Source organism: Photobacterium sp. GB-210 (assembly GCF_003026075.1).
Lineage (GTDB): Bacteria > Pseudomonadota > Gammaproteobacteria > Enterobacterales > Vibrionaceae > Photobacterium.
The window spans coordinates 23,097-35,224 of record NZ_PYNU01000013.1 but is presented as its reverse complement, the minus strand read 5'-3'; the positions used below and the strand labels follow the sequence as shown (position 1 = coordinate 35,224).

General features: G+C 41.8%; 11 protein-coding genes. 8 read left to right on the top strand and 3 right to left on the bottom strand.

Annotated features, from left to right (window positions below):
- Nucleotides 1–87 precede the first annotated feature (87 nt).
- The 8 genes from fabZ (at nt 88) to C9J38_RS14495 (ending at nt 10,609) form a co-directional block, all read left to right on the top strand.
- Nucleotides 88–543, top strand: a complete 456-nt coding sequence (fabZ, locus tag C9J38_RS14530; protein WP_005371673.1) for a 3-hydroxyacyl-ACP dehydratase FabZ — start codon at nt 88–90, stop codon at nt 541–543.
- Entirely contained in the window at nt 540–1,328 is a 789-nt protein-coding gene (lpxA, locus tag C9J38_RS14525; RefSeq protein ID WP_107207715.1) for an acyl-ACP--UDP-N-acetylglucosamine O-acyltransferase, read from the top strand. Before fabZ ends, lpxA begins: the two co-directional genes overlap by 4 nt.
- Nucleotides 1,328–2,470 (top strand): lipid-A-disaccharide synthase, encoded by a 1,143-nt coding sequence (gene lpxB, locus C9J38_RS14520; protein ID WP_105060854.1) that lies wholly within the window; start codon nt 1,328–1,330, stop codon nt 2,468–2,470. Before lpxA ends, lpxB begins: the two co-directional genes overlap by 1 nt.
- 1 nt (nt 2,471) lies before the next feature.
- On the top strand, nt 2,472–3,083 hold the full coding sequence (gene rnhB, locus C9J38_RS14515) for a ribonuclease HII (protein ID WP_107207714.1): 612 nt from the start codon (nt 2,472–2,474) through the stop codon (nt 3,081–3,083).
- 128 nt (nt 3,084–3,211) lie between these two features.
- Entirely contained in the window at nt 3,212–6,691 is a 3,480-nt protein-coding gene (gene dnaE, locus C9J38_RS14510) for a DNA polymerase III subunit alpha (protein WP_107207713.1), read from the top strand.
- Between the two features lie 70 nt (nt 6,692–6,761).
- Nucleotides 6,762–7,721 (top strand): acetyl-CoA carboxylase carboxyl transferase subunit alpha, encoded by a 960-nt coding sequence (accA, locus tag C9J38_RS14505; protein WP_006647122.1) that lies wholly within the window; start codon nt 6,762–6,764, stop codon nt 7,719–7,721.
- 104 nt (nt 7,722–7,825) lie between these two features.
- The gene (gene tilS, locus C9J38_RS14500) at nt 7,826–9,142 is read left to right on the top strand and encodes a tRNA lysidine(34) synthetase TilS (protein WP_107207712.1); all 1,317 of its coding nucleotides are present in this window, start codon (nt 7,826–7,828) and stop codon (nt 9,140–9,142) included.
- 255 nt (nt 9,143–9,397) lie between these two features.
- Entirely contained in the window at nt 9,398–10,609 is a 1,212-nt protein-coding gene (locus tag C9J38_RS14495; RefSeq protein ID WP_107207711.1) for an aromatic amino acid transport family protein, read from the top strand.
- Between the two features lie 51 nt (nt 10,610–10,660).
- Here C9J38_RS14495 and C9J38_RS14490 read toward each other — a convergent pair whose 3' ends face one another.
- From C9J38_RS14490 to C9J38_RS14480, 3 genes are all read right to left on the bottom strand, one after another.
- Complete coding sequence (locus C9J38_RS14490; protein ID WP_107207710.1) at nt 10,661–10,849, bottom strand: DUF4250 domain-containing protein; 189 nt, start codon at nt 10,847–10,849, stop codon at nt 10,661–10,663.
- Complete coding sequence (locus C9J38_RS14485) at nt 10,849–11,055, bottom strand: YaeP family protein (RefSeq protein ID WP_107207709.1); 207 nt, start codon at nt 11,053–11,055, stop codon at nt 10,849–10,851. Before C9J38_RS14485 ends, C9J38_RS14490 begins: the two co-directional genes overlap by 1 nt.
- Nucleotides 11,056–11,189: 134 nt before the next feature.
- Nucleotides 11,190–12,047: a GGDEF domain-containing protein gene (locus C9J38_RS14480; protein WP_107207708.1), complete on the bottom strand. Its 858-nt coding sequence runs from the start codon at nt 12,045–12,047 to the stop codon at nt 11,190–11,192.
- Nucleotides 12,048–12,128: the final 81 nt, after the last annotated feature.

The following is a 12,128-nucleotide window of genomic DNA, read 5'->3' as shown; positions in this document are numbered from 1 at the left end:
ACGTTTAATTGATGTGCCTACCTTGTGTAGGCCGTTTTGCATTGATATTGAATATTATTTTATTCTTTCTAATACAGGTATTTAGTTTTGACCAGCGAAAATAAGACGCTAAACATCACAGAAATTCAGGAACTGCTTCCTCATCGTTATCCTTTCTTAATGATTGACCGTGTTACTAATTATGATGAAGGCAAAACGTTAACAGCAATCAAAAATGTTTCTGTCAATGAGCCTCAATTTACTGGTCATTTCCCTAATATGCCGGTATTTCCAGGTGTAATGATTTTAGAAGCGATGGCACAAGCAACAGGTCTACTTGCATTTAAAACCTTTGGTGCGCCTGCTGAAAATGAACTGTACTACTTTGCAAGTATCGATAAAGCAAAGTTTCGTAAGCCTGTAGGTCCTGGTGATCAGCTTATTTTAGATGTTGAATTTATCAAAGAGCGTCGCGGTATTGCGCTATTTAATGGCGTAGCAACAGTTGACGGCGAAGTGGTATGTTCAGCTGAACTTAAATGTGCACGACGAGTATTCTCATGATCCATGAAACCGCACAAATTCATCCGTCAGCAGTGATTGAAGACGGTGTAAAGATTGGCGCTAATGTCAAAGTTGGTCCCTTCACTTATATTGCCACTGATGTTGAAATTGGTGAAGGCACTGAAGTGATGTCACACGTTGTGATTAAAGGTCCAACGGTGATCGGTAAAGACAACCGTATATTCCCATTCGCCGTGATCGGTGAAGAGTGCCAAGATAAGAAATATCAAGGCGAAGCAACACGTCTTGTGATTGGTGATCGCAATGTGATCCGTGAAAGTGTTCAAATGCATCGCGGCACAGTACAAGATAAAGGTGTGACTATCGTAGGTAGTGATAACCTTTTCTGTGTCAATGTACATATTGCGCATGATTGTGTTGTGGGCGATAACATTATCATGGGCAATAACGCGACATTAGCAGGTCACGTAACAGTTGAAGATTACGCGATTATTTCTGCACTATCGCCAGTACACCAATTCTGTACTGTCGGCGCACATAGTTTTATCGGCGGCGGCTCTATTGTTGTTCAAGATGTGCCACCATTTGTAATGGCGCAAGGTAACCATGCGAAACCGTTCGGTATTAATATCGAAGGCTTAAAGCGTCGTGGTTTTGAAAAACCAGAATTACATGCTATTCGTCGTGCATATAAAGAAATTTACCGTTCAGGTAAAACGCTAGCTGAAGTAAAACCTGTACTTGAAGAAATGAGTAAAGATTATCCTTCAATTGGCTTATTCCTGAAACTATTTGAAAACTCGACACGCGGTATTATTCGCTAATGACGAAGCCACTTCGAATAGGAATTGTCGCCGGAGAAATCTCCGGCGATATTTTAGGTGCAGGTTTTATTAAAGCTGTTAAAGCCAAATACCCAGATGCTGAATTTGTTGGTGTTGCAGGTCCTCGTATGCAGGCAGAAGGCTGTGAAGCGCTGTTTGATATGGAAGAGCTCGCGGTGATGGGGATTGTTGAAGTATTAGGTCGCTTACCTCGCTTATTTAAGGTCAAAGCAGAGCTTGTTAAATACTTTAGCGATAACCCGCCAGACGTTTTTGTTGGTATAGATGCCCCTGATTTTAACTTACGCCTAGAAAAAGATTTAAAAGAAAGCGGTATTAAAACCGTGCATTATGTCAGCCCATCGGTATGGGCATGGCGCCAAAAGCGTATCTTTAAAATCGAAGCTGCCACCAACCTTGTGCTTGCTTTCTTGCCATTCGAAAAAGCGTTTTACGATAAGTTTAATGTGCCTTGTGAGTTCGTCGGGCACACCATGGCAGATGCTATTCCATTGCAAACCGACCAAGGTGCTGCACAAACATTATTAGGCTTAGATCCTGATAAACGATGGCTTGCGGTATTACCCGGTAGCCGAGGTAGCGAAATGGAAATGCTCGCGCCACCGTTTATCGAAACGTGTAAAAAGCTTAAGGCTAAACATCCTGATTTAGGTTTTGTCGTTGCACTGGTTAATCAAAAACGTCGAGCACAATTTGAGCAAGCGTGGCAACAAACGGCACCGGATCTTGATTTCGTGCTGGTGGATGATACTGCTCGTAATGTAATGATTGCTTCAGATGCTGTATTGCTCGCATCGGGTACAGTTGCATTAGAATGTATGTTAGTGAAGCGTCCGATGGTGGTGGGCTATAAAGTGAAACCATTAACGGCGTGGCTGGCTAAGAAAATGCTTAAAACTAAGTATGTTTCATTGCCAAATATTCTCGCAGATGAAGAGTTGGTCACCGAGCTTTTGCAAGAAGATTGCACGCCAGAGAAGCTCTATCACGAAGTGGATAAAATGCTATATGGTGACACTTCTGAGCTGATGTTGAAATTTGAGCAGATGCATAAAACCATTCGTTGTAATGCTGATGAGCAAGCAGCAAATGCCGTCCTTGCCTTGATTGATAGAGCGTAAAATGGCTGAGAAAAAAGAGTTTGAACCATTTGTTTACCCGCAAGCAACTTGTATTGCTGGGGTGGATGAAGTTGGTCGTGGGCCATTAGTTGGCGCAGTGGTGACTGCGGCTGTGATTTTAGATCCGAATAATCCCATTGAAGGTTTAACGGATTCTAAAAAATTGACCGAAAAAAAACGCAATTTGTTGTTTGATGAAATCAAAGAAAAAGCGTTGTCTTGGTCATTAGGTCGTTGTGAAGCGGACGAAATTGATAAGTTGAATATCTTGCAAGCAACGATGGTTGCGATGCAGCGCGCAGTAGCAGGCTTAAGTGTACAGCCAGATTACGTACTTATTGATGGTAACAAAGTACCTGAATTACCGATGGCGGCACAGGCTGTGGTGAAAGGGGATTTACGTGTTGCAGAGATCAGTGCCGCGTCCATTCTTGCTAAAGTGACCCGTGATCGTGAAATGGAAATATTAGATGCTGAGTTTCCGCAATACGGTTTTGCTAAACATAAAGGTTATCCAACCAAAGCACACTTTGAAGCATTAGAGCAATATGGCGCAATAGAGCAGCATCGTAAGAGCTTTAAACCCGTAAAGCGAGTATTGGGGTTAGACTAAACGATTTTTCTTTTTACAGACTAATGGCATAGCTATTCGCTATGCCATTTTTTTGTTTGCTCAATACCTCTCATACCTTGTTTCAGGTATAATTTTCATAATTAAGTTACGTAATAAATTAGGTTGTCATGGCAGAACCACGTTTTATCCACCTTCGTGTTCATAGTGATTATTCGATGATTGACGGTTTGGCGAAAGTAAAGCCAATCGTTAAAAAGGCATCAGAACTTGGTATGCCTGCACTCGCAATGACAGACTTTACTAACCTATGTGGTTTAGTGAAGTTTTACTTTGCTGCTCATGATGCCGGAATAAAGCCAATTATCGGTGCTGATTTCAAAGTACAGTCAGCAGAGATGGGCGATGAACTATTTGAACTCACCATTCTTGCTGCCAATAATGAAGGTTATAAAAATCTTACGTTATTGATTTCTGAAGCCTACCAACGAGGTCATGTACAGCATCAGCCTGTTATTGATAAAGAGTGGCTCGTGAATCACCGTGAAGGGCTTATTATCCTATCCGGTGGTAAAAATGGTGACGTGGGTAAAGCTTTATTAAAAGGCAACCAGAACATGGTTGATAGCTTAGTTGCTTTTTATCAAACCCATTTCCCAGATAGTTACTATTTGGAATTAGTACGTACAGGGCGTGCTGATGAAGAAGCCTACCTTCACTTTGCGATTGAGCTGGCAGAAAAAGCCGATTTACCTGTTGTCGCTACCAATGATGTTCGTTTACTCACTGCCGATCAGTTTGACGCACATGAAATTCGCGTTGCTATTCATGATGGCTATACCCTTGTCGATCCCAACCGTCCGAAACTTTATAGCGCACAGCAGTATCTTCGTAGTGAAGAAGAAATGTGCGAGTTATTTGCTGATATCCCAGAAGCACTTCAAAACTCAGTTGAAATCGCAAAGCGTTGTAACGTAACCGTTCGATTAGGTGAGTATTTCTTACCTAATTTCCCAACGGGTGATATGACAATTGAGGACTTCTTGATTGTTAAATCCAAAGAAGGACTCGAAGAACGTTTAGAATTTTTATTTCCCGATCCAGAAGTGCGTGCTGCTCGTCGTCCTGAATATGATGAGCGTCTAGATATCGAATTAAAAGTTGTTAACCAAATGGGATTCCCTGGTTACTTCTTGATCGTAATGGAATTCATTCAGTGGTCGAAAGATAACGATGTACCAGTAGGCCCAGGCCGTGGTTCAGGTGCGGGCTCATTGGTTGCTTATGCGCTGAAAATCACCGATCTAGATCCGCTGGAGTTTGACTTACTTTTCGAGCGATTCTTGAACCCTGAACGTGTTTCCATGCCCGATTTCGATATCGATTTCTGTATGGATAAGCGTGATTTGGTTATCGATCACGTGGCTGAAATGTATGGTCGTGATGCGGTATCACAGATTATTACGTTCGGTACTATGGCAGCCAAAGCGGTTATCCGCGATGTTGGTCGTGTGCTAGGTCACCCGTATGGTTTTGTTGATCGCATTTCAAAGTTAGTGCCAGCAGAGCCTGGGATGACACTCGCCAAAGCGTTTGATGCCGAACCTCAATTAGGTCAAGCCTATGATGCGGATGAAGAAGTTCGCGACTTGATTGATATGTGTCGCATTCTTGAAGGGGTAACGCGTAACGCAGGTAAACACGCTGGTGGTGTGGTTATCTCGCCAACAACCATCACCGACTTTGCTCCCTTATATTGTGATGCAGAGGGTAATAACCCCGTTACTCAGTTTGATAAAAATGATGTTGAAACTGCGGGGTTAGTTAAATTCGACTTCTTAGGTCTACGTACATTAACCATTATTGACTGGGCATTAGCGCTAATTAACCCACGTTTGGTTGAACAAGGCAAAGAGCCTATAAATATCGCCGCGATTCCAATGGATGATCCTAAATCCTTTGCGATGTTGCAGCGCTCAGAATCAACTGCGGTATTCCAGCTCGAATCCCGTGGTATGAAAGATCTGATCAAACGTCTTCAACCCGACTGTTTTGAAGATATGATCGCTCTGGTGGCACTATTCCGTCCCGGCCCGTTGCAATCAGGCATGGTAGATAACTTTATTGACCGTAAACATGGTCGAGAAGCGGTGTCTTATCCTGATGAAAAATGGCAACACGAGTCATTAAAAGAAATTCTCGATCCGACTTACGGCATTATCTTGTACCAAGAACAGGTAATGCAGATCGCGCAGGTGCTGGCGGGTTATACCCTTGGCGGCGCGGATATGCTGCGTCGTGCGATGGGTAAGAAAAAGCCTGAAGAAATGGCGAAACAGCGAGCGGTGTTCGAAGAGGGCTCGATAAAAAATGGCGTCGATGGCGAGCTATCAATGAAAATCTTTGACTTGGTAGAGAAATTTGCCGGTTACGGATTTAACAAATCGCACTCAGCCGCCTATGCATTGGTGTCTTATCAAACCTTATGGTTAAAAGCACATTACCCTGCCGAATTTATGGCTGCGGTAATGACAGCCGACATGGATAATACGGACAAGATCATTAGCTTGGTTGACGAATGTCACCGTATGAAGCTAAAGCTGCTGCCGCCGGATGTTAATAAAGGTCTATATCGTTTTAATGTTGATGAAGACGGTGCCGTTGTTTACGGTATCGGTGCGGTAAAAGGGGTCGGTGAAGGCCCGATTGAAAATATTATTAGTGCCCGTGAAAAAGGTGGCCACTTTAAAGATTTATTTGATTTCTGTGCCCGTATTGATACTAAAAAAGTCAATAAACGTGTCTTAGAGAAACTGATTAAGTCGGGTGCGATGGATCGTTTAGGGCCTAATCGTGCAGCGATGCTGGCAACTTTAGATGATGCGATAAAAGCCGCGAGTCAGCACCACCAAGCCGAAGCCTTTGGTCAAGCCGACATGTTTGGCGTATTAACGGCCGCCCCTGAAGAAGTTGAGAATAAGTATGCTAATATCCCTGAAGCACCAGATAAAGTCTGGTTGGAAGGGGAGCGTGAAACATTAGGCTTATACCTAACAGGTCACCCTATAAATGCGTATCTCTCAGAATTAAAACATTACACCACATGGCGTTTAAAAGATGCGCAGCAAACAGGACGTGATAAGGTAGCGTCTGTTGCTGGGCTTGTTATTGCCGCCCGTGTAATGACAACCAAACGTGGGACCAGAATTGGTTTAATGACGCTTGATGATCGTTCAGGTCGAATGGAAGTCATGCTATTCTCTGATGCCTTAGATCGTTATATTGATCTGCTTGAAAAAGATAAAATTGTGGTGATATCAGGACAGGTCAGCTTTGATGATTTCAATGGTGGCCTTAGAATGTCTGCACGTGAAGTGCTCGATATATCAGAAGCGAGAGAAAAGCATCTCCGTGGTCTTGCTATATCTGTAACAGAACAGCAGATTGATGAGCAGTTTTTTGCCCGTTTCAGCCAAGTGTTGGAACCACACAGAGCAGGTACTGTGCCTGTTAATGTGTACTATCAGCGCTCGAATGCCCGTGCCAAACTCACTTTAGGAACAGAATGGCGAATAACGCCAGCCGATCAATTAATATCGGATCTAAAAACACTCCTAGGTGATAAGCAGGTCGAGCTTGAGTTTAATTAAATGCGCTTAATGTTTATGATAGGGTAGTTAAGTCCCTATCATCATCATAAGCAAAAGGATTTTAAGTGGTATGAGCCTGAACTTCCTCGAGTTTGAACAACCGATTGCAGAGCTAGAAGCAAAAATTGAAGCATTACGTGATGTATCTCGTCGTGATGAGTCTAATTCGGTTGATCTAGAAAAAGAAATTGAGCAACTAGAAAAGAAAAGCCTAGAGCTTACCAAGAAAATCTTTGGTGATCTTGGTGCATGGCAGGTTGCGCAACTCGCACGCCATCCTCAGCGCCCATATACTTTTGATTATGTCGAGCACATGTTCGAAGAGTTTGATGAATTGGCAGGCGATCGCGCGTTTGCTGATGATAAAGCGTTAGTCGGTGGTATTGCCCGTATTGATGGCCGTCCTGTTATGGTGATTGGTCATCAAAAAGGCCGTGGTACGACTGAGAAGGTGAAGCGTAACTTTGGCATGCCTAAACCAGAAGGTTACCGTAAAGCATTACGTTTAATGAAAATGGCAGAGCGCTTTAATATGCCTGTGATTACCTTCATTGATACAGCTGGTGCATATCCTGGTGTCGGCGCTGAAGAGCGTGGTCAATCAGAAGCTATCGCGATGAACCTAAAAGTTATGTCTGGCTTGAAAGTGCCTGTTATCTGTAATGTGGTGGGTGAAGGCGGCTCTGGCGGCGCATTAGCGATCGGTGTGGGTGATTGCGTTAATATGCTGCAATACTCAACCTACTCTGTTATTTCACCTGAAGGTTGTGCATCAATCTTATGGCGTGATTCAGACAAAGCCCCGCAAGCGGCTGAAGCAATGGGTATGACAGCTCCTCGCTTAAAAGAGTTGGAGCTGATTGATAACATCATTGAAGAGCCACTGGGTGGCGCTCACCGTAATGTGTTACTAATGGCAAATACATTAAAAGCACAACTTAAGGCAACATTGGCTGAACTGGATGAATTAGATACTGAGACGTTACTTGAACGTCGTTATCAGCGTCTAATGAGTTATGGTTACTGCTAAAAAGTTGGTGTAACGTTTAGTAAAAGGTCAGCAATTAAGCTGGCCTTTTTTGTTTTTCCCATTTAGTGCTTTGATAGGCTGCGATAGACTATAGTTTTCTCTTAATGTTGAAAGATCTTATGTTGTATTCTGCTTTTTGTCGTCAATTATTGACTCATCTCCCTGCAAGTAAACGGTTTGTTCTTGCCTTTAGTGGTGGGCTCGATTCTCGTGTATTGCTTGATTTAATGGCGCGATTTATTACACAAAATCCAGAATATAGCTGTCATGCCGTTTATGTACATCATGGATTAAGCACGAATGCTGATATATGGGCTGATAAGTGTGTGGTTTGGGCTAAAAGTGCCGGCATTAGTTGTGATGTTGAACGTGTAAAAGTGCTAACAGGAAACCGAATTAGCCTTGAGCAAGCTGCACGAGAAGCGCGGTATAACATTTTAGCGCAACACGTCAACATCGGGGACATGCTATTAACCGCTCAACACAGTGACGATCAGATTGAAACTTTTCTATTGGCATTAAAGCGCGGGAGTGGCCCTGCTGGATTAGCAGCGATGCCGATGATACTCCCTTTTGCTAAAGGGATGCATTTAAGACCATTACTCAATATTACTCGTGCTGATATTGAGCAATACGGATTGAAGCACAAACTCTCTTGGGTTGAAGATGAAAGCAACCAAGATGAGCGTTATGATCGCAATTTTATTCGCCACCAAATAACGCCTCGTCTAGTTGAACGTTGGCCAAGTATTCATAAATCAGTCGCACGAAGTAGCGCATTGTGCGGTGAGCAAGAAGCATTACTAGCTGAGTTATTAGCCACCCAACTTGCTCAAGCGATCCAAGCTGATGGTAGCTTACTGCTTGCTTCTGATGTGACTCAACGTGTCGGTATGGCGTTAATTCGTCAATGGTTAAAAAAACAATCAGTCTTAATGCCATCGTTAGCACAGCTTGAACAGATTTGGTTTAACGTAGTTCAGGCAAAAGAAGATGCGAATCCTAAACTGTGTTGGGCAAATGTTGAACTGCGTCGCTATCAAAAGAAGTTATATTTACTGCGGCAGTGGGATGATATTAGCCAGTGGAAAAACAATATTGATTTAGATTCTCCTTGCCAGCTACCGCAAAACTTAGGGACGCTGGTTTTAAGTCAAGAGGGTGATTATCCTTTATTAAGACAGCCTGAATCTGATGAGTCTATAACCGTGCGCTTTCACTATCAAGGTGATGCTATAAAACCTGTAGGGCGATGTGGCAGCAGAAAATTAAAAAAACTTTATCAAGAATATAATGTGCCAAGTTGGTTACGCAGCCGTACGCCTCTTATCTTTTATGGCGATAAACTTGCTGCTGTAGCGGGGTATTTTGTCGTCTCTGAGTTTTCTGGTCATGATATTACGATTGCTCTTAATTCTTAAAAAAGACAAATAGGGCATTATTTTCCTAGTAAGTTCAAGCACCCTATCTTTCATCGAAATATTATTTACTTTGCACCGTAATATATTATTTATTACGGTGTTTTTTATGCTTTTAAATCATGTTTTGTGAAGAAGGATATATAGCTAATTTTTATTATGTTGTTTTTTTAGCCTGCTTAGTAACTTTTTATTGCGATAAAATACAAAAGGTATTAGTGTACTAGTCTACTGATACGATAGTTGGAAGGGAAAGAAATGAGCAAACCATCGACACTTGGCGGAGCGTGTATTATTGCAAGCGTTTGTGTAGGCGCGGGCATGTTAGGTTTACCGAGTGCTGGGGCGGGTGCATGGACATTCTGGAGCGTTATTGCAATATCTTTAACCATGGTTATGATGACATTATCAGGCTGGTTATTATTAGAAGCGCTTAAGCATTATGATTTTAAAGTGTCTTTTAATACCATCACAAAAGATGTACTTAATACTAAAATTAATATTATTAATAATCTGTCATTATACTTTGTTGGTGGTATTTTGCTTTATGCCTATATTTCATCATCAGGTATGATTTTTAGTAATATATTAGGGGTTGATAGTAAGTTAGCTTCTATTTTATTTGTCGCAATCAGTTCAACCTTTGTTCTGCACTCAACGCGTGCGGTTGATCGTATTTCTATTTTACTGATTGTTTTTATGTTGGTGAGTTTCTTAATTGGAATTTCAGGACTAGCGACGCATATCAAAGTTCCTGTTTTACTGGATACAACTCACTTACATGCCAGCTATTCTCCTTATGCGTTAGCACTATTACCTATAGCATTAACTTCTTTTGGTTACCACCATTCGGTGAGCACAATGCGCGACTATTACCGCGATGAATACCAAGCTAAAAATGCGATTCTAGGTGGCACATTTATCGCGTTAGGTTTCTATTTAGTGTGGGTGATTTGTATTTTTGGCAACTTACCTCGTGATGCATTTGGTCCTGTGGTTTCGGCTGGTGGTGGTATTGATGCTTTAACGCAAGCACTTGATAGCGTTATTGACTCAAACAGCATTAAACAAGCAATCCGTATTTTTTCGATTGCCGCTGTTGTTTCTTCGTTTATCGGAGTTGGTTTGGGGGTTTTTGATTATTTGGCCGATTTATTTGGCTTTGAAGATTCAAAACAAGGACGCTTGAAGACGTGGGCTATCACTTTCTTACCACCGCTGATCCTTTCATTATTTGCACCACTGGGTTTCTTGTCTGCGATTGGTTTAGCCGGTGCTGCTGCAACGATTTGGGCGTGTATTATTCCTGCTTTATTAGCGAAAAAGACTCGTCAATGCAAAGAAAAGAAAGATGGGTTTGTTGTGCCTGGCGGTAATGTGACGGTATATGTTGTGATTGGCTTTGGTGTGGTGACCGCAATCTTCCACATTATGGCGATGGCAAATTTACTGCCGATCTTTAAAGGCTAATACGGGTTTAACCTAAAAATAAAACGGAAGCTTTAAGCTTCCGTTTTTTGTTTAGCGAAATTGTTTAACTTCAGGCAAGTATTCAAAGCCAGCACTTGCAAGTTTATCGATCAGCTTTTGGCGATCAATCTCGTAGAATTTAACGAGTTCATCGAGATCTTGAAAGTCATCACGGATCTTCATGTTGACAATACTCATTAACATGATGGGATCCATGCTTTCAAATTTAGCTAAATCCATTATTTGTCCTCATGATCACTGATTAATAAGTTTGCTGCAGCAAACGCTGCACGCTCACGGACTTCAAGCGGTAAATTAGTATCTTCGGCAATATCATTGAAGGTTTTAATTGCACAGCTAATAGCCGCAGGAATATAACCTTGATCACCACTACCAATTTGCGCGTAAGTTGCTCGGATAAGCTCACAGCATTGATAAATTTGCATCATTCATCCTTTCTAGAAAGTATTCGAAGAGAATGTAGGGGCTCACTTCGAATATACTCACTATTAACGTGGATCATCATAGCGTTAAATAAAATAAAAACGTAGGATTTATGGTGCTTAGCGCAACGAGATGATTATTTATTACGCTTGTGATGATAAAGTTTACGATCGGCACGTTCAATTAAAGACAGCATAGAATCACCTTTATTAAAGGTCGCTGTGCCATAAGAAAATCCAATATTTAAGATACCCAAGATAGGGCTTTGTTGAATATATTGGTTGATCCGTGATACCACTTTTATTTCAGAGCGAGCACTGGCAGGTTGAAGTAAAATAATAAATTCATCACCTCCAATGCGATAACAACGATCTGAAGTGCGCGTTGCAAACTTCAGTGCATTAGCAAAATCTTTAATGACTTTGTCGCCATCAAGATGACCAAAGTTATCATTCACTTGTTTAAAATTATCTAAGTCACAAATAAACAGCACCAACTCCACATCTCGTTTTTCGCTCATCGCAATAGCATGATGAATATCTTGCTCAAAACACATTCTATTACATAGCCCTGAAAGTTTATCTTTCAGTGCCATATGTTTTACTTTTTGATATTCAATCGCATTAAATAGAGGGCCTGCAAATAAACGGTGGTAGGTATGTAATAGGCTTATTTCGTCGTTATCTAACGGATAAAGAGTGGAGTAATGAAGTGAGCCTAAAGAGTTATCACCAAAGCGTAAAGCAAAGCTGTTTTGATGAGGTGTCGGTTTTCCTTGGCGGATCAATGTTGTAGTTTCATCAAGGGTCCAGACTAAACGAGCGATATCAATTTGTTTATCTAGCTCTCGGCAGAGAGGTTGAAATAACGCTTGGATCTCCAGCTTCCCTTGAAGTTTTTGCAGGATCAACAGACGTTGATCCGCAGCTAAAGGTTTTTGCTTTAGCTTAGGGGAAGGTGAGGAATGAGATCGATTAAATAAAGCCTGTTCCATTACGACAAGATCAATAACTATTTGATTTGTCACTATAGGGCATATTTTGAGCAGATCAATGATAACGGCAAGATTGTAACG